The sequence below is a fragment of the Stenotrophomonas maltophilia group sp. msm1 genome (assembly GCF_032025805.1).
Lineage (GTDB): Bacteria > Pseudomonadota > Gammaproteobacteria > Xanthomonadales > Xanthomonadaceae > Stenotrophomonas > Stenotrophomonas hibiscicola.
Map to the genome: position 1 here is coordinate 137,743 of NZ_JAVSKH010000002.1, position 19,608 is coordinate 157,350.

Here is a 19,608-nt window from a genome sequence, read left to right on the forward strand (position 1 = left end):
GCAGCCCTGCCCAACAACCTTTACCTCAACTGGCTGTCCTTGCTGCCACGCCGGTTGTAGCCGGCATGCGCCTGTTCTTCGTCGTCATGCGCCTGCTGGCACGCCACGCACAGCCGCACACCAGGCACGGCCTGGCGCCGCGCCAACGGAATCGGCGCGTCGCATTCCTCACAGTGTTCCAGACCGGGTCCCTCGCGCAGCTGGCGCCGCGCGCGGGCGATCGCATCATCAACGGTGGCGTCGATCTGGTCCTGGACCGCGCCGTCTCCCGCCCAACCGGTGGCCATGGCCGTCCTCCGCAGGTGTGTCGCCTGATATGGGGACGATACACCCCGGTAAAAGGAATGCCTTCCTGTAGCGCCGAGCCATGCTCGGCGGGGCTTCAGCAAGCTGAGTGGAACGCGCACGGGTTCGATCAATCCGATTGCGACCTAATCCCCTCCGTCCCCTTTTTTTTACCAGACCAGGTCGTCCGGCACCTGGAACTGCGCATAGTAGGCGTCGTCCTCGGCGTTGCCGGTGGAGATCTCGGCGGTCGAGCCCGGCTGGCCGTGGTCGACGATGATCGCTTCGGGCGCGCGTTCACGCACCTTTTCGGTGGCAGCACGCGGCAACACGGCGTAACCGTCACCATGGGCAACGATGACCAGAACGCCCACCGACAGCGCCTTGCGCAGCTTGGGGTCGATCAGCAGGGTGCGGATCGCCGTGCCATCGCTGAAGCGGTACTCGTCATCGCCCTTGTGGGGCACGGCATGGGCCGCGATGATCTGCTTCGCCTGCGCCTTCTGTTCAGCTTGCCTGGCCTGGGCATTGCGCTCGGCGGCCAGCGCGCGGTCGCGCTCGACCTTCTCGGCGCGGGCACGCTCAGCCTCGCGCTGGACCTCGGCCGACGTCGATTCGGCCTTGCCTTGCCGCGCCTTGGCCTGCTCGCGCGCGGCGGCGCTGGCCTGCGACTTCTTGGCCAGGCCGGCCTTGAGCAATTGTTCCTGCAGCGCGTTGGGCTTTGCCATGGTCGATGCGTACCGCGTGTAATCTTGGATGTCCCCATTCTACCGACGCCCCGCCACCCCTGCATGGCAGTCCTGAAGTACCTCACCGGCTATCCCGAACCCCTGGTCGCCCAGGTCAGCGACCTGCTGGCACAGGGCAAGCTCGGCCCATGGCTGCAGCAGCGCTACCCCGACCCGCACACCGTGCGCAGCGACCGCCAGCTGTACGACTACACGCAGGAGCTGAAGGACCGCTACCTGCGCAAGTCGGTGCCGCTCAACAAGGTCTGCTACGACAACACGCTGGAAGTGATCAAGCACGCGCTGGGTACCCATACCGCCATCTCGCGCGTTCACGGCGGCCGCCTCAAGGCCAGCCGCGAAATCCGCATCGCCACCGTGTTCCGCCAGGCACCGGCAGCGTTCCTGCGCATGATCGTGGTGCATGAGCTGGCCCACCTGAAGGAAGCCGACCACAACAAGGCCTTCTATCAGCTGTGCCAGCACATGGAGCCGGATTACCTGCAGCTGGAATTCGATACCCGCCTGTACCTGACCGAGCTGGCCAACCGCGGCCAGCGCTGACCGGCCGCAGCAGCTACACTGCGCGCCCACTGCCCGACCTGCCTGCCATGGAACCGATCCGTCTCGACAAACGCCTGTCCGCCCTGCTCGGCATCCCGCGCGGCGAAGCGCGGCGCTACATCGAAGGCGGCTGGGTCACGGTCAATGGCGAGGTGGTGGAACAGCCGCAGCGTCCGGTCGATGACAGCGCGGTGATCGTGGTGGCCGAGCAGGCCAGCGATGAAAAGGCCGAGCGGGTCAGCATGCTGCTGCACAAACCGGCTGGCGTTGCCGCCGAAACCCTGTGCGCGCTGGTCAGCAGTGACAGCCGCAGCGAGCTGGACGCCAGCGACATCCGTCCGCTGCAGCGCCACTTCCACGGACTGCAGCTGGCGGCCGCCCTTCCGGCCAGCGACAGCGGCCTGGTGGTGGTCAGCCAGGACCCGGCCACGCTGGCCCATCTTCAGCGCAACCTGGGACGCACCGAGCAGGAATACCTGATCGAGGTCGCCGAAGGCGGCCCCGAGCGTGGCCCATGGCTGCTGGCGCGCCTGCAGCAGGAATCCGGCGGTGCCAAGGTCAGCTGGCAGAGCGAGCAGCGCCTGCGCTTCGCGGGCAAGGGCCTGACCGCCAAGGGCCTGCGCGTGGCGGTCACCGCGGCCGGCCTGCAGGTGACGGCCGTGCGTCGGCTGCGTATTGGCCGCGTGGCACTGGGACCGCTGCCTGCGGGGCAGTGGCGTTACCTGGGCAGCGACGAGCGGTTCTGACAGGGAAGTCCCTGTCATCCACGCATGGCGTGGATCTTCTGCGATGCACCGTCTGCCTTTGATCCACGCGTGGCGTGGATCTACCATCGGCGCATGAGCCTGCCCAAGCCCCTGTGGCGACGTCTGCTTCGCGTTGCTGCAATCATCCTCGCCACATTGGTGCTGCTGGTCCTGTCCGGGCTGCTGCTGGCCGACCATCTCACCCCGCAGGCACGGGGCACGCCCTCGCACGTGCTGCCGCTGCAGCCGGTACAGACGCGGATCGACCGGCAGATCGTTCCGTTGCAGGAGGCCCATCCCGGCCAGTCCGGCGTGGCCTTCCTCAGCGATGGCATGGATGCCTTCGCCGCGCGCGCGATGATCACCACCCACGCCGGGCGCAGCCTGGACCTGCAGTACTACATCTGGCACGACGACCTGATCGGCCACCTGATGGCCAAGGCGTTGTACGACGCCGCCGAACGCGGCGTGCGCGTGCGCATCCTGCTCGACGACATGAACGCCAAGGACAAGGACGCCCTGATGATGGCGCTGGACCGGCACCCCAACATTGAAATCCGCCTCTACAACCCGTTCCGCAACCGGACCGGCCTGCTGCGCATGGTGGAGATGGTGCAACGGTTCTTCAGCGTGAACCACCGCATGCACAACAAGAGCTGGATTGCCGACGGCCGCGTCGCGATCGTCGGCGGCCGCAACATCGGCGAGGAATACTTCAGCGCGCGCACCGATGTGAACTTCCAGGACCTGGACCTGCTGGTCGCCGGCCCTGCCGTGGAGCAGGCCAGCCGGATCTTCGACGACTACTGGAACAGCGAGGCCGCCATTCCGGTATCGGCGCTTGCCTTCCATACCGATGCCCAGCTGCGCCTGCTGATACGCGAATCGGACCATGAGGCCCAGCGTGACGTGGCCCAGCCCTACCTTGCGCGCGTGGCCGAATCGCGCAGGCGGCAGCGCCCGAGTCCCGAGCCATTGCGCTGGAGCCGTGCAGTGCGCATCGTCTCGGACCCGCCGATGAAGCACCGCGACGATGATCGCGGCGCGTGGCTGGTTTCGACGCTGACCAGCGAGCTGCAGGCCGCCCGGCACAAGGCCCTGTTGATCTCGCCCTACTTCGTGCCCGGCAACGAGGGCCTGGATGGCTTTTCGGCCATGGCCCGGCGGGGCGTGCAGGTCGGCGTGGTCACCAACTCACTGGCTGCCAATGACGTCGCCGCGGTGCACGGCGGCTACATGGGCTACCGCGTGCCGTTGCTCGAAGCCGGCGTCCACCTGTATGAGCTGAAGGCACAAGGGCAGTCCGGCGATGCGGGCGTGTTCGGCAGCAGCGGCGCCAGCCTGCACACCAAGGCGTTCCTGGTCGATGACCGCCGCGGCTTCGTCGGCTCATTCAACCTCGATCCGCGCTCGGCCTACCTGAACACTGAAATGGGTGTGCTGTTCGACGATCCGTTGCTGGGTGCACAGCTGCGCGGCGAGTACCTGCGCCTGGCGGATCCCAGGCACAGCTGGTGGCTGGCGCTGGACGACCGTCGCCGGTTGCGCTGGCTGGAGCGCGAACCACCACCGCACTGGGCGGAGGAAGAGCCAGGGGCAACGGCGCGCAAACGCTGGTTGTCGCGGGTGATCAGCTGGCTACCGCTGGAATCGCAGCTGTAACGCTCAGCGCCCCGGATCGGTGGCTTCCTGCCCGGCATCATCCAGCGTTTCCACGCTGCGCCCATGCAGTCGCCGCCAGATCCAGCGCAATGCATGCGGCGGTGCCGAAGGCAGCTGTTCCAGCAGGGCCAGCATGCGGCTCTGGCTGGCATGCCCATGGCGGCACAGCAGGCTGGCCGCCGCAGCGGCGCTGGCCAGGCGCAGGCTGTCGGCCAGCGGGCCCTCGGCCTCCGGCAACAGCGCCTGATGCACCGGCTCGGGCAGCTCCCAGGCAGCCGCCACCCGTTGTGCCAGCGGTAACGACCACTGCTGAAGCAGCTGCAGTGCCAGCGCCGGCTCCACGGTTTCACCACGTGCCTGGGCTTCCTGCAGCAGCTGGCGCATCACCAGCGCCGCGCCCAGGCCCTGCACCAGGCCCAGCCACTGCGCGGCGAAAGCATCACCGAAGGTAACCGTGCGTGCGTGGTCTGCAGCCGCGCGCGAGGCCAGCAGTGCGTGCTCCCAGATGATCGTGCTGAACTGCGGGAACGCATCGCACTGCATCTGCATCACCGGCTGTACCAGTACCGCGCTGATGATCTGCCGAACGCCTTCGGTACCGACCAGGGTCACTGCCCGCTGCAGGCTTTCCACGGGTCGCTCGTGCACCTTGTAGGCGGGGCTGTTGGCGATGCGCAGCAGGTTGCCGGTCAGCACCGGGTCCTGGCCGATGATCGCGGCCATCACCCGCGCGGAGGCGGCATCGTCGTTGACGGTCTGGATCAGCTGCGGCAGCAGCTGCGGACGGCGCGGCAACTGCCGGGTAGCCCAGTCGCGGTCCTGCAGCGCGCGTGCCACCGCTTCCCCCAACGCCGGATCCTGTACAGGCGCCGGCTCACCGGCCAGTCGTGGGTACAACGCCAACGCGTGCAGGCCGCGCTGCAGATGTGCGGCGATCTCCGCAGACGGCAGGGCCTCACCCTGCAGGCTCGCAGCCGCTGCCGCCACTGCCTGTCGCGATACCGCCGCCAAGCGGGACGGCGCAGCCCCGGTCGAGCGCGCCAGCCAACCGCGCAGTGATCGCCACCAGGCCGCTGTCATCGCCGCCTGCCCTGTCGTTGTGGTGCCCTTGCCGTCACTGACCGCCTGCCTCTTCACGCGAATCCGGCCACCCGCCGTCGTCGCAGCATCGGCCGCACTTTCATCTTCTTTAACCGGAAGGCATGCGATGTCGACGGCACCGGCCGGGGGAATGGACTAGAATGGCGCCGCGCGACCCGTCCCCCTGCACCGACGACGTCGCTTTTTTTGTTTTGGGACCCTACCGTTCACTGGCCGTTCGCTGCAGTTCGCCGCTGATCGCGCCATCGGAGACGCCATGCTATTCGAAACCCTCGCCACCACCGGCCACGAACAGGTGGTGTTCTGCCACAACCACGACGCCGGCCTGAAGGCGATCATCGCCATCCACAACACCACCCTTGGCCCGGCCCTGGGCGGCGTGCGCATGCGTCCTTACGCCAGCACCGACGAGGCGCTGGCCGATGCGCTGCGCCTGAGCCGGACGATGACCTACAAGAATGCACTGGCCGGCCTCAACGTCGGTGGCGGCAAGGCGGTGATCATCGGCGACCCCAAAGCGGACAAGACCGAAGTGCTGTTCCGTGCCTTCGGCCGCTATGTCGATTCGCTGGGCGGACGCTACATCACCGCCGAGGACGTCGGCACCGATGTCAACGACATGGAGAACATCTACCTGGAGAGCCAGTTCGTGACCGGCGTGCACCAGGTCCATGGCGGCTCCGGCGATCCGGCCCCGTTCACCGCCTACGGCGCGCTTCAGGCGTTGATGGCGTCGATGCGCTTCAAGTTCGGCCATGAGGAAGTGGGCAAGACCAGCATCGCGGTGCAGGGCCTGGGTCACATCGGGATGGAACTGGTGAAGCTGCTGCGTGACCGCGGTGCCAAGCTGTATGTCACCGACCTGGACAGCGCGCTGGTTGACCGCGCGGTCAGCGACTTCGGCGCTGAAGCGGTCAAGCCGGACGAGATCCATGAAGTGAATGCCGATGTGTTCGCACCGTGTGCGCTGGAAGGCGCGATCAACGCCGACACGCTGCCGCGGATCAAGGCAAAGATCATCTGCGGCACCGCCAACAACCAGTTGTCGAGCCTGGAAATCGGCGACGAACTGCATGCGCGCGGCATCCTGTATGCGCCGGACTATGCGGTCAATGCTGGTGGCGTGATGAACGTGTCGCTGGAGATCGACGGCTACAACCGCGAACGCGCGATGCGCCTGATCCGCAGCATCTATCACAACCTCACCCGCATCTTCGAACTGTCGCAGCGCGAGAACATCGCGCCGCAGCGAGCGGCCGACCGCATCGCCGAAAGCCGCATCCTGTCGATCGGCAAATTGAAGATGCCGCTGGGCCGCAGCACCCCGCGCCTGGGCAACCTGCGCGGCGGCTGAGCGCGTCGATGTCGCGCCGGGGCTGGCGTCCCGGCGCGACCGTCACTCAGAACCCGGTGCTGTAGCGCAACGCCGCCTGGCGCGCGCCCTCGCCCCCGACGCGCTGGTCGAAGCCCAGGCTCAGGCGGCCACTGCGACCCCACCATGATTCCAGCGCCATGCCGATCAGCGCACTGCCGCGCGGCGCATTCCAGCCCGCCAGTGGTGCCCAGGCATCGACGCCGACGAAACTGGCCTGCCACGCCGCATCGGCACCCTCGAGCCGCTGCTGCCACTCGGCATGCCCGCGCAGGGTCCAGCGCCCCCAGCCATGCTCGCCGCGGATGCCGGCCAGCATCTGGCTGCGCTGCACGCGGTTGGCATCGCCACGCAGGCCGAAGCCGAACCCGCCCAGTTCGTTGAACGCATCGGTATCCACGCGCGTAGTGCTGGCGCCCAGATACGGTGTCAACGAGGCACCCGCGCGGCCGAAGCGATAGCCGCCTTCGACACTGGCACTGCTGAAGCGCCCGCCATAGCGGGCCGAAACACCGTAACTACCCGCGCCCAGCAGCAGTTGGCGATCCAGCGCCCGGGTGAACTGCCCGCTGCCGATCTGGGCCAGCGCATAGCCCCGGCCCAGATTCCAGCCCGCGTAAAGCTGTGCCTGCGCCTGGCGATCACGCCCGCGATCGCCGCCGAAGCTGCTGCCACCGTTGCTGCGGGTCTCGCCGAAGGCCACACCCATCAGCCCGGTGCTGCCCAGCGGCAGGTCCTGGCCGGCCATCCAACCGCGGCTGTCGGCGGCGTTGCCGGCAAAGCTGCCCTGCCCGGCCTGGCCGAGCGCACTCTGCCAGGCCCCGCGCAGGCGCGGCGCCGCCTGCACGCGATCAAAGCGCTCTGCGATGGCACGGCGTGACATGTCGATGCTGTCGAAGGTGACCGCTTCGGCCCGCGCGTGCGCCTGCCCGGACAGGCTCTGCAGACTAGCCTCGAGGCCGTTGCTGCCACCGCCGGTCCACTGCAGCGCCCCGGCGGCCGTACCGAAGGCCGATCCCTGCAGTCCTGCATTCTTGTCGAGCGCGGCAAATGCACCCTCCAGCCGCTGTGCTGCCGCCTGGGCGGAAGCCCCCAGGCCGCTGGCTGCCCCGGTGACACTGACCTGGGTCAGGTTCAACCAGGCGTTGTTGCTGTCGTAGCCATAGCTGCTCTGCAACAGCGACAGTCCCTGCAGGCCGCTGGAGGTGGCCGGCGTACTGAAGGCACCACTGAGTCCGCCGTCCGCATGGATCAGGTCCTGCCGGGTGCCGCTCTGTGGCACGTAGCCGGAGACGAAGCCATGCACGCGCACGCCACCGTCGAGGGTGGCCTTGCCGGTGACCTGCAGCGCATTGGCGCCGAGTGCGATCATCAACTGTGCGCCCGCCTGCTGGGCGTAGTCGCCCTCGATGGTGCCGGTGGTGTTGCCGGTGGTGAGGAATACGCTGCTGCCGTTGACCACGTTGCCGATCACGCGCGGCGCGCCGCCATTGAACTGCAGGCCGGTCGAATCCGGATCGGACTGGCCGAGGATGGTCACGTTGGAACGGATCACGCCACCGTCCTGCAGTGCCAGGATGCCGCGTTCGATGCGGGTGGAACCGGTATAGCTGTTGTTGCCGGCCAGCACCAGAGTGCCCCCGCCCTGCTTGACCAGGCCGCCGCTGCCGACGATGTTGTTGCGCCACGCCGAACCGCTGGAGGCCACATCCACGTTGGCAACCACATCCCCCCAGTCGAAGCGACCCGGACCGTTGATCGCACGACCGATGTCGAGCAGGCCGTAGCCGAACACCGGATCCACGCCCGGGGCGCCGATGTCCTTGGCAGTGCCCAGCAGGGTCTGCCGCACCAGGTCGTTGCTGAAATACGGATAGCGCTGCCAGACCAGCGCAGCGGCGCCGGACACCAGCGGCGCCGCGAATGACGTGCCGTAGTTCCAGTAGTAGCTGCCCCCGTTTGCATCGGGATAGACCGCGCTGCCCGGCGCTGCCAGGCAGTAGCGCGCGGCCTGGCCGCAGCCATTGGCGTAGCTGGCCAACGTGCCCGGTGCATAGGGATCCACCGCGGTCGCCACCAGCCAGCCGCGCTCCAGATCTGCCGCCGGCAGCGAGCCGGCAACGCCCAGCTGGCTGGGCAGCGCGGCCAGGCTGCTCGGTTCACTGCGGCCGTCATTGCCCGCTGCGAACACCACCAGCCCGCCGTGGTTGACCACGAAGGGGCGATACTCGGCGGCCACCTGCGCGGTGGTCGGCAGGTCGGTCCAGTACAGGCCGCCCCACGAGTTGTTCATCACCTTTACGTTGTAGCTGATCAGGTCCTGGTGCACCTGGGCCACGCCCAGCGGTCCGCTGAAGGAATTGCCCTTGCCGCTGCCATCGTCGGCGGGCGGCTTGTCGGCGATGATCCGCGCCGAAACGATCTGCGCACCAGGAGCGATGCCGCCTGGCCAGGACCCAACCGGCGCGCCGGCAGCCAGGCTGGCTACCGCCGTGCCGTGGCCCACCACGTCGTCCACCTGCAGGTTGTTGCGCGACGGATCGATGTAGTTGAGGTTGGCCACCACCCGCCCGTTCAGTGCCACCGCGTCGCGCTGCACGCCCGAATCGACGATACCGATGCGCACGTTCTGGCCGCTCAGGCCGGCGGCCTGTGCGGCACGCGCATTGGTGACCGACAGATGCGCGTCGAAGGCCGGCTCCTGCGGTTTTGCCGGCGGCGGCGGCGTCGGTGGCGGGGTCGTGGGTGGCGGCGGTGGTGGCGGTGTGTCAATGCGCACGTTGCCGCCCCCGCCACCTCCGCCACAGGCTGTCAGCGCCAGTGCCAGCGCGGTTGCCAGGGCAGATTTCACCGTCGTCGTGCGTTCCATCGATTCCTTCCCATGAACATTGGCCCGTCGTTGTCCCGGCAGGCATGCGGCGCCGTCCAGCGGCGGCCCTCCCCGACCCTCTATACTTGGGCCGACCCCCACGCAGTCTGCCGGGAAACCGGGGCGCTTCCAACGGCCCACGGTCTCCTTTCCGAACATTGCTTACGCATCAACGAGATTGCCATGTCCAACATCGTCATCGCCGCCGCCAAGCGCACCGCCATCGGCTCCTTCCTCGGCCAGTTCAACGGCGTGCCAACCCCGACCCTGGGCGCGGCCGCCATCGCCGCCGCACTGGAGCAGTCGGGCATCCCGGCCAGCGACGTTTCCGAAGTCCTCATGGGCTGCGTGCTGCCGGCCAACCTCGGCCAGGCGCCCGCCCGCCAGGCGGCGATCGCTGCCGGCATTCCGCTGTCGACCGGTGCCACCACGCTGAACAAGGTCTGCGGCTCCGGCATGAAGACCATCATGCTCGGTCATGACCTGATCAAGGCCGGTTCGGCCAGCATCGTTGTCGCCGGCGGCATGGAATCGATGTCCAACGCGCCGCACATGCTGCCCAACTCGCGCACCGGCAACCGCTTCGGCAACTTCCAGGCGGTCGATCACATGGCCCACGACGGCCTGGTCAACGCTTATGACGGCAAGGCGATGGGTGAATTCGCCGAATGCGCCGTGGACAAGTACCAGTTCAGCCGCGAAGAGCAGGACGCCTACGCCATCGAATCGGTCAAGCGCGCGCAGGCAGCCCAGGCCAACGGCGCGTTCGCCGATGAAATCGTCGCGGTGAAGGTCGCCACCCGCAAGGGCGAGGTCGAGATCACCACCGACGAGCAGCCCGGCCGTTCGGACATCGCCAAGATCCCGACCCTGCGCCCGGCCTTCAAGAAGGACGGCAGTGTGACCGCCGCCAGCTCTTCCAGCATTTCCGACGGCGCTGCCGCAGTGGTCCTGCTGACCGAGGAAGATGCGGCTGCGCGCGGCATCAAGCCGTTGGCCCGAATCGTCGGCCACGCCACCCATTCGCAGGAACCGGAGTGGTTCACCACTGCTCCGATCGGCGCGCTGCGCAAGCTGCTGGACAAGACCGGCTGGTCGCTGGACCAGGTCGATCTGTTCGAAATCAATGAAGCCTTCGCTGTGGTGGCGATGGCGCCGATGCGCGAACTGGGCATTCCGCACGACAAGCTCAACGTGAATGGCGGCGCCTGTGCACTGGGCCATCCGATCGGTGCCTCCGGCGCACGCCTGGTGGTGACCCTGGTCAATGCCCTGCGCACGCGCGGTGGCAAGCGCGGCATTGCCACCCTGTGCATCGGCGGTGGCGAAGCGACCGCGATCGCCATCGAATTGATTTAAATGGATTTAACGATGATTTCGCAAAAATGAATGCGGGATCGCTTGACACCCAATCTTGGCTTGTCATCATGTTGTCGGCGCGCAGCATGCGCGTTGCCTAATTCTAACGACGAGGATTTACACAATGAGCATCAACAAGCTGCTGGTCGCGATGTCCCTGGCTCTGGCCCTGGCCGCCTGCTCGAAGCAGGAAGCTGCCCAGGACGCCGCTGCTTCGGCCAACGAAGCCGCCACCGAAGCCCAGGCTGCTGCCGACCAGGCCGCCGCTGCTGGCGCCCAGACCGCCGACGCTGCCCAGCAGGCCGCTGACACCGCCGCCACCGCTGCCGACGCTGCGACCGACGCTGCTGCCAACACCGCCGCTGCTGCCACCGACGCCGCTGCTGGCGAAGCCAAGGACGCCGCCAAGGCTGCCGAAGCTACCGCTGAGCAGGCCAAGGACGCTGCTGAAGAAGCCAAGAAGTAATCACTTCTTTCTTCACGCTGTTCCGGAAAAGCCGCTGGTTCGCCAGCGGCTTTTTCTTTGCGCCCGTGGATCGCGACTGAGCGCGCTCCGCGACCCCGTCTTCACAACGGCATGAATAGGCTGGCGTCCCCATCCATTGCAGTACCGGAGACCGCCATGAAGATTCGTCCGATCACCACCACCCTGCTGGCCGGCTCCCTGCTGCTGGCCCTGGCCGCCTGCAAGGGCCCGGAGGCCGAACAGGCCAAGCAGGACGCGCAGCAGGCCGCCGACAGCGCTGGCGTCGCTGCCCGCGATGCCGTCGACCGGGCCGCTGCCGCAACCCGCGACGCCGCCGACAAGACCGCTGCTGCTTCCGAGCAGGCCGCCGCCGATACCCAGCAGGCGCTGGACAAGGCCGCCGACGCCACCGCCAATGCCGCTGACCAGGCCAAGGTCGCCGCCACCGACGCGGCCGCGCACGCCAGCGACGCCACTGCCGACGCCGCGCAGAAGGTCGCCGACAAGGCGCGCGATGTCGCCAATGACGCCAAGGCCAACGCCGCCAAGGAAGAAGCCAAGCACTGAGCCTTGCCAGCAGCCGAGCACCGGCTCGGCGCTACAGGAAAAGCCGCGGCATGGCCGCGGCTTTACTGTTTTTCGCTCCCTGCCTTTGCTGTTGATTCCGTAGTGTGCGGCCACGGAAATTGTCCGCGGCCGCGCGGGTGGGTTGCGCAGGGGCGTGAGCCGCATGGGCCCGAGGCATGCCTCGGGCGGGTTGGGCAGGACGCCCAACCCCGGTCTTGCCGTGTGCGCAGGACTGCGCACACGAGAAAGCGGCGACCAAGCTTACATGGGTAAGGGCGCCTTGCTTGCGAAACACTGCTTCGCAAGCGACCGAACGCCCAGCCGCCTGCGGCTGGGCCAGGCCCCGGAGGAGGACTTGCAGCGCCCGCTGCGCAACCCACCCGCGCGGCCCGCTCACGATGCAGGCTCCGCGCCGCCCACCACGAGGGGCACCGCCGTTGGCCATTGCCTACGGCAGCGCGCGCGCCAGCATCGCGGTCAGCTCCAGGCCCGCCGGCAGCGTCCCGAATGCCAGCCCGTGCTCTCCTTCCAGCCGGCTGCGCACGAACGCCTCGGCGATCGGGCTGCGCGCACGCAGCAGCAGCGCTGCCTGCAACAACAGCGCAGTGCGCTCGCAGAACAGTCGCGCCTGTGATTCCTCCGGTGCCGGTGCCGCTGCCCAGCGCGGCAATGCCGCTGCGTAGCGCGCATCACGGTCGGCCACCGCCGCCAGCTCGCCGCGCAATGCCGCCATCGCCTCCGGTTCACGGGCCAATGCACGCAGCACATCCAGACACTGGATGTTGCCGCTGCCTTCCCAGATCGAATTCAACGGTGCCTGCCGGTACAGGCGCGGCAGCATCGACTCCTCCACATAGCCCGCGCCGCCCAGGCATTCCTGCGCTTCATTGACGAAGGCCGGCGCACGCTTGCACAGCCAGTACTTGCCCAGTGCCGTCCCCAACCGAGCCATCGCGGCTTCATTGGCATCCACACCGGCACGATCCACCGCGCGTGCGATGCGGATCGCCAACACCGTGGCCGCTTCCGACTCCATCGCCAGATCAGCCAGCACGTTGGTCATCAACGGGTGCTCGACCAGCAGCTTGCCAAAGGTGCGGCGATGCCGTGCGTGATGCAGCGCCTGCGCCAGCGCCATGCGCATCTCCGCTGCGGCGCCAAGCATGCAGTCCAGGCGGGTCATCATCACCATGCCGATGATGGTGGCGACGCCGCGGCCCTCTTCACCCACCCGCCACGCCTGCGCGCCGCAGAACTCGACTTCGCTGGAGGCATTGGCCCAATCCCCAAGCTTGTCCTTCAACCGCATCAGGCGGAACGCATTGCGGTCACCGTCTGCCAGGCGGCGCGGCAACAGCAGGCAGGTCAGTCCTCCCGGCGCCTGCGCCAGCACCAGGAAGCCGTCGCACATCGGCGCGGAAAAGAACCACTTGTGGCCGACCAGGCGATAGCGCTCGCCATCGATCGGTTCGGCGCGGGTACTGTTGGCACGTACATCCGAGCCGCCCTGCTTCTCGGTCATGCCCATGCCCAGGGTGATGCCGGCCTTGTCCGCCACCGGCACGTCGCGCGGGTCATAGACCGGCGCTGCGGCCTTGCGTGCCCACTCGGCCAGGTGCGGCTGCGTGCGCAGCACCGCTACTGCTGCATGGGTCATCGTCAATGGGCAACTGGTGCCCGCCTCGGCCTGGTGATGCAGGTAGCTCAACACCGCACGTGCCACGTGCGCGCCGGGCTGCGGCTCATGCCAGGACAAGCCTGCGACCCCGTGCGATTTGGCCGTGTCCATCAACTGGTGATAGGCCGGATGGAACTCCACCGTGTCGATGCGATGGCCCTGCGCATCATGCGTGCGCAGGCGTGGCCGATCGCGGTTGGCATCGAAGCCGACCCGGTACAGCTCATCACCCGCCAGCGCGCCATACACCGCCAATCGTGGCGCGAAGCTGCCAGCGCCTTCGCGCTGAACGGCTTCCATCAGCGCCGCGTCGTCGGTCCACAACTGCCGCCCCGCGAACGGCGGCGGCTGGTTCAGTACCACATGGGTTTCGTAGGGCGCGTTGCTGCTGAAGCTCGGTCCACTCATCCGGTCCATCCTGGCGGCAAGAAGTGTGCGGCCCGATTGTGCCGCATGACCTGCCAAGCCCGTGTTCAGGCCGGTTCTCACCCCGTGCACGAGCCGCAGGCCACAGTGATGGCATGGCAGGCAATGACGATCTGGTGGTGTTGCGCCCCGAGGGGCTGTACTGCGCTGCGGGCGACTTCCACATCGATCCCTGGCGGCCGGTGCCGCGCGCGGTCATCACCCATGGCCACGGTGACCATGCTCGCCCGGGCATGGGCGAATACCACTGCAGCGACGGCAGCCTGCCGATCCTGCGTTGGCGCCTGGGCGACGTGCCGGTGCAGGCGCATGCCGAGGGCACCCCGTTCCGCCTGGGCCGGGTGCAGGTATCACTGCATCCAGCCGGCCACGTGCTGGGGTCCTCGCAGGTGCGCATCGACGACGGGCGGCAGGTCTGGGTGGCCTCCGGCGACTACAAGCGCCAGCCAGACCCGACCTGCGCGCCGTTCGAAGTGGTGCCCTGCGATACGTTCATCACCGAGGCAACCTTCGCCCTGCCGATCTACCGCTGGCCGGACACGCCGGCAGTCGCTGCGGAGATCGTGGCGTGGCGCCGCGAATGCGAACAGCGCGGCGAGGCGGCGATCCTGCTGTGCTATGCACTGGGCAAGGCACAACGGGTGCTGGCCGAGCTGCGGCCGCTGGATGATCGCCCGGCCTGGCTGCATGGCGCCATCGCCAATGGCGTAGCGGTGTACCGGCAGGCCGGCGTACCGATGCTGGAGACGCTCACCGTGGCCGAACAGGGCCGTCAACCCGATGCCGCCGGCCAGTTGATCCTCGCCCCGCCCTCGGCTGCGGGCACGCCCTGGATGCGCCGCTTCGGGCGCCACCAGCTGGGCTTCGCCTCGGGCTGGATGCAATTGCGCGGCAACCGGCGCCGACGCAACGTCGATCGTGGCTTCGTCATTTCCGATCACGCCGATTGGCCAGCACTGCTGACGACGATCGAACAGACCGGCGCGCAGCGGGTGATCGCCACCCATGGCAATACCGATGCGCTGATTCCCTACCTGCGTGAGCGCGGCGTGGCTGCCGAAGCCTTCCGTACCGATTTCGGGAGCGAGGAATGAAAGCCTTCGCAGCGCTCTACCAACGCCTGGACCGCAGCACTGCCACGCTGGACAAGCGAGCGGCACTGGTCGATTACTTCGGCCAGGCAGGCGCGCACGATGCGGCGTGGGCGCTGTACCTCCTCAGTGGTGGCAAGGTGGGCGGCGCACGCCGGAAGATCGCCACCAGTGGCGAACTGCGCGCCTGGATCGCCGAGGAATCAGGGTTGCCACCGTGGCTGGTGGACGACAGCTATGCGCAGGTCGGTGACCTGGCCGAAACGCTGACCCTGCTGCTGGACGACCCACCAAACCCCTCGCCTGACCGTCCCCTGGCCGAATGGATCGAACAGCACCTGCTGGCGGTGGCCAACCAACCCGAGGCGGTGCGCCGTGCGGCGGTCGTCGCCGGCTGGCGGCAGCTGTGCAGCAGCGAACGCCTGGTGTTCAACAAGCTGCTGACCGGAGCCCTGCGCGTTGGCGTCTCGCAACGGCTGGTGCAGCAGGCGCTGGCCGAGTGGTCCGGCCTGGATATTGCCCGCATCGCCCAGCGCATGCTGGGCGAGTGGGTGCCCTCGCCCGGGCTGCTGGCCCAGCTGCTGTCGCCGGATGAGCTGCCGCTGGACCGGCAGCAGCCCTACCCCTTTTTCCTCGCCTCGCCACTGGAGGGCAGCCCTGCCGAACGACTCGGTGCGATCGACGACTGGCTGCTGGAATGGAAGTGGGATGGCATCCGCGTGCAGCTGCTGCGCCGGCGCGGCGAGGTCGCCTTGTGGTCACGTGGCGAAGAGCGGCTGGATGGTCGCTTCCCCGAAATCGAACAGGCGGCGATGGCGCTTCCCGATGGCTGCGTGCTGGATGGCGAGCTGCTGGCCTGGGACGAAGCCGCGGACCTGCCACGTGCCTTCACCGCGCTGCAGACCCGCATCCAGCGCCGCAAACCCGGCGCGGCCACCCTGCGCAACACGCCGGTGCGCGTGCTCGCCTACGACCTGCTGGAACTCGATGGCGCGGACCTGCGCGAAGTTCCATTGCAGCAACGGCGCGCGCGGCTCACCGAGGTCGTCGGTGCACTGGGCGATGCGCGCATCCAGCTGTCGCCCGACGTTGCCGCCGGCGACTGGCCGCAGGCCGCGGCGATGCGCGATGTGGCGCGCGAACGCGGTGTGGAGGGGTTGATGCTGAAGCGGCGCACGTCCTCCTACCAGGCGGGGCGACGACGCGGCGACTGGTGGAAATGGAAGGTCGATCCACTCACGATAGACGCGGTGCTGCTGTACGCACAGGCCGGGCACGGCCGACGCAGCACGCTGTACACCGACTACACCTTTGGCGTGTGGGACGGCGACACGCTGGTGCCGGTGGCCAAGGCGTATTCCGGCCTGGACGACAAGGAGATCCTCGCGCTCGACCGCTGGATCCGCGCCAACACCCGCGAGCGCTTCGGGCCGGTGCGCAGCGTACGCGCCGAACAGGTGTTCGAGCTGGGCTTTGAAGCAGTCAACCGCAGCAGCCGGCACAAGTCCGGCATCGCCGTGCGCTTCCCGCGCATCCTGCGCTGGCGCCACGACAAGCCCGCCAGCGAGGCCGATCAGCTGGCCAGCCTGAAGGCGCTGGCGCGATGACCCGCAGCCAGGCGCTGCGCCGGCTGGAAGACTGGTTTGCGTCCAGAGGCTGGCGCTCACTGCCGTTCCAGCGCGCAATGTGGCGCCACTACCTGGCGGGCGAATCCGGGTTGCTGCATACGCCCACGGGCAGCGGCAAGACACTGGCGATGTTCGGCGGGCCCCTGCTGCAGGCCATGATCGATCCGCCGCCCTTGCCCCGTCGGGCCAGCGCGGTGCGCCCACTGCAGGTGCTATGGGTGACGCCCTTGCGCGCGTTGGCCAGTGATACCGCACGCGCACTGCAGGACGTGGTCGATGGGCTGGGGCTGGGATGGCGTGTCGGCCTGCGTAGTGGCGACGCCAGCAACCGCGAACGACGACAGGCGCGCGAGGGCCGCGTCGACGTACTGGTGACCACGCCCGAATCGCTGGCGCTGTTGTTGAGCTATCCCGACACGCTGCCGCGCATGCGCCAGCTGCGCTGCGTGGTGGTGGATGAATGGCACGAACTGCTGGGCAACAAGCGCGGCGTCCTGCTGCAGTTGAACCTGGCGGTGTTGCGCGATGCCAGGCCGGCATTGCAGCTGTGGGGTCTGTCGGCCACGCTGGGCAATCTGCAGGAGGCGCGCGACGTGCTGCTGCCCGGTCAACCGGAAGCACCGATCGTGCAGGGCGTACGGCCGCGCACACTCAGCGTGCGCAGCCTGCTGCCAGACCCCGGCGAACGCTTCCCATGGGCGGGGCATCTGGGCCTGGCACAGCTGCCACGCGTGCTGGAGGCGCTGATGCAGGCACGCAGCAGCCTGCTGTTCACCAACACCCGTGCACAGGCAGAACTGTGGCATCAGGCGCTGGCCGCGGTGTGGCCGGAGGAACTGGACACGCTTGCGCTGCACCACGGCTCGCTGGATCCGGCCCTGCGCCAGCAGGTGGAAGACGGACTGCGCGCGGGCGCGCTGCGCTGCGTGGTTGCCACTTCCAGCCTTGACCTCGGCGTGGACTTCCCCGAAGTAGAACAGGTCCTGCAGCTGGGCAGCCCGAAGGGCGTGGCGCGCCTGCGCCAGCGCGCCGGACGCGCACGCCACCGCCCGGGTGCCAGCGGCGCCATCCTGTGCGTGCCCAGCCATGCGCTGGAACTGGCCGAGTACGCTGCGGTGCGCCGTGCATTGGCTGAAGGCGTGGTCGAAGCGCGCAGGCCGCCGACGCTGTCGCTGGATGTGCTGGCCCAGCACGCGGTCAGCCGTGCGCTGGCGGGCGGCTTCGACAGCACTGCGCTGCTGGAACAGGTCCGGCGTACCCATGCCTTCGCGTCGCTCGGCAACGACCAATGGCAGGCCGTGCTCACGTTCATCGTGCAGGGCGGGCAGGCCTTGGCCCAGTACCCCGATTTCCACAAGGTCGTGCGTGATGCCGATGGGTGGTACCGCATGCATGACCGCCGCCAGGCGCTGCGTCATCGGCTTTCGATCGGCACCATCAGCAGCGATGGCAGCGTGCGCGTGCAGTTCCTGCGCGGCGGCAGCCTGGGCGCCGTGGAGGAGCAGTTCGCCAGCCGGCTGCGACGTGGCGATCGTTTCCAGTTCGCCGGGCGCCTGCTGGAGCTGGTGCAGCTGCGCGACATGACCGCCTTCGTGCGGTTGGCACGAGGGCGCGGAGACGGCGTCGTGCCACGCTGGCAGGGAGGCCAGTTGCCGCTGTCGATGCCACTCGGTCGCGAGCTGGAGTGGGTACTGTCCGGCGCCGACAACAGTGCCGAATCACGCTGGCTGTCGCCCTTGCTGGCACTGCAGCAACAGTTGTCGGCGCTTCCCGGCGCGGACCACCTGCTGGTGGAACAGGTGCGGCGTCGCGAAGGCCAGTTCCTGTTCGTCTATCCCTTTGCCGGCCGCCACGTGCATGAGGCGCTGGCCGCCCTGCTGGCCTTGCGCTGTACCCGCCTGCAGCGCAACAGCATCGGCTACGCGGTGAACGACCATGGCCTGGTGCTGGCACCGGCCCAGGCGATCGATCTGGACGCAGCGCAATGGCGAGCATTGTTCACCCCCGATCAGCTGCTGGATGATCTGCGTGCCGCAGTGAACCTGGGCGAGCTGGCGCGGCGCCAGTTCCGCGGCATCGCACGTGTGGCCGGCCTGCTGGTGCCCAGCCTGCCCGGTGGCATGCCGCGATCGCTGCGGCAGTTGCAGGCGTCGGCGGGCCTGCTCTTCGATGTACTGCGCGAGCACGATCCGGGCCATCTGCTGCTGGCGTTGGCCGAACGCGAAGTGCTGCACGACAGCCTTGACCTGCCGGGCTTGCGGCAGGTACTGGCAAGGATCGGCACGCAGGCGCTGTCGGTGCAATGCCCGGCGTCGCTGACGCCCTTGGGCTTCCCGCTGTGGGCCGAACGCCTGCGTGGGCAGTTCAGCAACGAGGACTGGCGTACCCGCGTGCAACGCGCGGCCAAGCAGCTGGAGCGCCGCCATGGCCGATGAACTGCTGCTGCTGCGCGCGGGCGAATCGCTTGTGCTGCTTGGCGAGCGCGCGCTGTACTGGCCCACACGGCAGGCGCTGTTGATCGCCGACCTGCACTTGGGCAAGGCCGACGTATTCCGCCGTGCCGGCATCGCGCTCCCCAGTGGTGGCACCGGGGAAGACCTCAATCGCCTGCAGGCGCTGCTGGACAGGTATGCATGCCGCGAGCTGTGGATCCTGGGCGACATCCTGCATGGACCGGCGCATCGCGCCGCGTGGTACCAGCAATGGTTGGCATGGCGCGAACGCAACGCGGCGCTGGACGTGCATGTCCTGCGCGGAAATCACGACCGCCACCTGCCGCACGCCCAGCTGCTGGTACAGATCCACGATGAAGCACACCTGCATCCGTTCATGCTTCGCCATGAGCCAGTGGCCGATGCAGGACGGCATGTGATCGCTGGGCATCTGCATCCGCAGGTCGCCCTGCCGCCGTTGCGTCGGCGCTTCCCCGTATTCTGGCTGCGTGACGGGATGACGGTCCTGCCGGCCTTCTCTGCGTTCACCGCGGGAATCGTGCCTGTTCCCGCTCCCGGCGAGCAGAGGGTCGCCTGCGTCGAGGGCAGCCTGGTCGAACTGCCCGTGACGTGA

The 19,608-nt window shown here is 68.2% G+C and carries 16 protein-coding genes; 11 read left to right on the forward strand and 5 right to left on the reverse strand.

From position 1 onward, the window contains the following. Positions 1 to 20: 20 nt before the first annotated feature. Both ROV95_RS08275 and ROV95_RS08280 read right to left on the reverse strand, forming a co-directional pair. Complete coding sequence (locus ROV95_RS08275) at positions 21 to 287, reverse strand: DksA/TraR family C4-type zinc finger protein (protein ID WP_010482865.1); 267 nt, start codon at positions 285 to 287, stop codon at positions 21 to 23. 168 nt (positions 288 to 455) lie between these two features. Then, positions 456 to 1,013, reverse strand: a complete 558-nt coding sequence (locus tag ROV95_RS08280) for a DUF2058 domain-containing protein (RefSeq protein ID WP_312543935.1) — start codon at positions 1,011 to 1,013, stop codon at positions 456 to 458. 63 nt (positions 1,014 to 1,076) lie between these two features. Between ROV95_RS08280 and ROV95_RS08285 the strand changes: the two genes are divergently transcribed. The 3 genes from ROV95_RS08285 to ROV95_RS08295 all read left to right on the forward strand — a co-directional run bounded on the left by ROV95_RS08285 (position 1,077) and on the right by ROV95_RS08295 (position 3,985). Next, the gene (locus tag ROV95_RS08285; protein ID WP_021203991.1) at positions 1,077 to 1,577 is read left to right on the forward strand and encodes a M48 family metallopeptidase; all 501 of its coding nucleotides are present in this window, start codon (positions 1,077 to 1,079) and stop codon (positions 1,575 to 1,577) included. 47 nt (positions 1,578 to 1,624) lie between these two features. Continuing rightward, complete coding sequence (locus ROV95_RS08290; RefSeq protein ID WP_019662144.1) at positions 1,625 to 2,323, forward strand: RNA pseudouridine synthase; 699 nt, start codon at positions 1,625 to 1,627, stop codon at positions 2,321 to 2,323. 69 nt (positions 2,324 to 2,392) lie between these two features. Next, positions 2,393 to 3,985, forward strand: a complete 1,593-nt coding sequence (locus ROV95_RS08295) for a phospholipase D family protein (RefSeq protein ID WP_312543937.1) — start codon at positions 2,393 to 2,395, stop codon at positions 3,983 to 3,985. Between the two features lie 3 nt (positions 3,986 to 3,988). Here ROV95_RS08295 and ROV95_RS08300 read toward each other — a convergent pair whose 3' ends face one another. After that, positions 3,989 to 5,065, reverse strand: coding sequence for an HDOD domain-containing protein (locus ROV95_RS08300; protein ID WP_019662146.1), 1,077 nt, complete (start codon positions 5,063 to 5,065; stop codon positions 3,989 to 3,991). A 277-nt stretch (positions 5,066 to 5,342) separates the two neighbouring features. On the opposite strand from ROV95_RS08300, the gene ROV95_RS08305 reads away from it, so the two are divergent. After that, entirely contained in the window at positions 5,343 to 6,440 is a 1,098-nt protein-coding gene (locus tag ROV95_RS08305) for a Glu/Leu/Phe/Val dehydrogenase dimerization domain-containing protein (protein WP_019662147.1), read from the forward strand. A gap of 46 nt (positions 6,441 to 6,486) precedes the next feature. On the opposite strand, the gene ROV95_RS08310 is transcribed toward ROV95_RS08305, so the two are convergent. Further along, on the reverse strand, positions 6,487 to 9,327 hold the full coding sequence (locus tag ROV95_RS08310; protein WP_111098036.1) for an autotransporter serine protease: 2,841 nt from the start codon (positions 9,325 to 9,327) through the stop codon (positions 6,487 to 6,489). A gap of 183 nt (positions 9,328 to 9,510) precedes the next feature. On the opposite strand from ROV95_RS08310, the gene ROV95_RS08315 reads away from it, so the two are divergent. The 3 genes from ROV95_RS08315 (at position 9,511) to ROV95_RS08325 (ending at position 11,719) form a co-directional block, all read left to right on the forward strand. Further along, on the forward strand, positions 9,511 to 10,686 hold the full coding sequence (locus tag ROV95_RS08315; RefSeq protein ID WP_019662149.1) for a thiolase family protein: 1,176 nt from the start codon (positions 9,511 to 9,513) through the stop codon (positions 10,684 to 10,686). Positions 10,687 to 10,810: 124 nt separating this feature from the next. After that, a complete protein-coding gene (locus ROV95_RS08320; RefSeq protein WP_019662150.1) occupies positions 10,811 to 11,152 on the forward strand; it encodes a hypothetical protein in 342 nt (113 codons plus the stop codon). A gap of 156 nt (positions 11,153 to 11,308) precedes the next feature. Next, complete coding sequence (locus ROV95_RS08325) at positions 11,309 to 11,719, forward strand: hypothetical protein (RefSeq protein ID WP_019662151.1); 411 nt, start codon at positions 11,309 to 11,311, stop codon at positions 11,717 to 11,719. A 448-nt stretch (positions 11,720 to 12,167) separates the two neighbouring features. Here ROV95_RS08325 and ROV95_RS08330 read toward each other — a convergent pair whose 3' ends face one another. Continuing rightward, positions 12,168 to 13,805, reverse strand: a complete 1,638-nt coding sequence (locus ROV95_RS08330; protein WP_312543941.1) for an acyl-CoA dehydrogenase family protein — start codon at positions 13,803 to 13,805, stop codon at positions 12,168 to 12,170. A 113-nt stretch (positions 13,806 to 13,918) separates the two neighbouring features. Between ROV95_RS08330 and ROV95_RS08335 the strand changes: the two genes are divergently transcribed. Genes ROV95_RS08335 through pdeM form a run of 4 tightly spaced genes read left to right on the forward strand, consistent with a single transcriptional unit; the run spans position 13,919 to position 19,608 of the window. Continuing rightward, the gene (locus tag ROV95_RS08335) at positions 13,919 to 14,917 is read left to right on the forward strand and encodes a ligase-associated DNA damage response exonuclease (RefSeq protein WP_019662153.1); all 999 of its coding nucleotides are present in this window, start codon (positions 13,919 to 13,921) and stop codon (positions 14,915 to 14,917) included. Further along, positions 14,914 to 16,521, forward strand: a complete 1,608-nt coding sequence (locus ROV95_RS08340) for an ATP-dependent DNA ligase (protein ID WP_312543943.1) — start codon at positions 14,914 to 14,916, stop codon at positions 16,519 to 16,521. The genes ROV95_RS08335 and ROV95_RS08340 overlap by 4 nt, the downstream gene beginning before the upstream one ends. Then, positions 16,518 to 18,977: a ligase-associated DNA damage response DEXH box helicase gene (locus ROV95_RS08345; protein ID WP_180877989.1), complete on the forward strand. Its 2,460-nt coding sequence runs from the start codon at positions 16,518 to 16,520 to the stop codon at positions 18,975 to 18,977. Before ROV95_RS08340 ends, ROV95_RS08345 begins: the two co-directional genes overlap by 4 nt. Beyond that, positions 18,967 to 19,608 carry a ligase-associated DNA damage response endonuclease PdeM gene (pdeM, locus tag ROV95_RS08350; RefSeq protein ID WP_021203999.1) on the forward strand — a complete coding sequence of 214 codons (642 nt, stop codon included), beginning with the start codon at positions 18,967 to 18,969 and terminating at the stop codon, positions 19,606 to 19,608. The genes ROV95_RS08345 and pdeM overlap by 11 nt, the downstream gene beginning before the upstream one ends.

Excerpts from the sequence above, each read along its gene's own strand:
- ROV95_RS08290 (WP_019662144.1), top strand. The coding sequence starts at position 1,625 with ATGGAACCGATCCGTCTCGACAAACGCCTGTCCGCCCTGCTCGGCATC.
- ROV95_RS08275 (WP_010482865.1), bottom strand. The coding sequence starts at position 287 with ATGGCCACCGGTTGGGCGGGAGACGGCGCGGTCCAGGACCAGATCGAC.
- ROV95_RS08280 (WP_312543935.1), bottom strand. The coding sequence starts at position 1,013 with ATGGCAAAGCCCAACGCGCTGCAGGAACAATTGCTCAAGGCCGGCCTG.
- ROV95_RS08340 (WP_312543943.1), top strand. The coding sequence starts at position 14,914 with ATGAAAGCCTTCGCAGCGCTCTACCAACGCCTGGACCGCAGCACTGCC.
- ROV95_RS08300 (WP_019662146.1), bottom strand. The coding sequence starts at position 5,065 with ATGACAGCGGCCTGGTGGCGATCACTGCGCGGTTGGCTGGCGCGCTCG.
- ROV95_RS08320 (WP_019662150.1), top strand. The coding sequence starts at position 10,811 with ATGAGCATCAACAAGCTGCTGGTCGCGATGTCCCTGGCTCTGGCCCTG.
- ROV95_RS08305 (WP_019662147.1), top strand. The coding sequence starts at position 5,343 with ATGCTATTCGAAACCCTCGCCACCACCGGCCACGAACAGGTGGTGTTC.
- ROV95_RS08285 (WP_021203991.1), top strand. The coding sequence starts at position 1,077 with ATGGCAGTCCTGAAGTACCTCACCGGCTATCCCGAACCCCTGGTCGCC.
- ROV95_RS08330 (WP_312543941.1), bottom strand. The coding sequence starts at position 13,805 with ATGAGTGGACCGAGCTTCAGCAGCAACGCGCCCTACGAAACCCATGTG.
- ROV95_RS08335 (WP_019662153.1), top strand. The coding sequence starts at position 13,919 with ATGGCAGGCAATGACGATCTGGTGGTGTTGCGCCCCGAGGGGCTGTAC.
- ROV95_RS08345 (WP_180877989.1), top strand. The coding sequence starts at position 16,518 with ATGACCCGCAGCCAGGCGCTGCGCCGGCTGGAAGACTGGTTTGCGTCC.
- ROV95_RS08315 (WP_019662149.1), top strand. The coding sequence starts at position 9,511 with ATGTCCAACATCGTCATCGCCGCCGCCAAGCGCACCGCCATCGGCTCC.
- pdeM (WP_021203999.1), top strand. The coding sequence starts at position 18,967 with ATGGCCGATGAACTGCTGCTGCTGCGCGCGGGCGAATCGCTTGTGCTG.
- ROV95_RS08325 (WP_019662151.1), top strand. The coding sequence starts at position 11,309 with ATGAAGATTCGTCCGATCACCACCACCCTGCTGGCCGGCTCCCTGCTG.
- ROV95_RS08310 (WP_111098036.1), bottom strand. The coding sequence starts at position 9,327 with ATGGAACGCACGACGACGGTGAAATCTGCCCTGGCAACCGCGCTGGCA.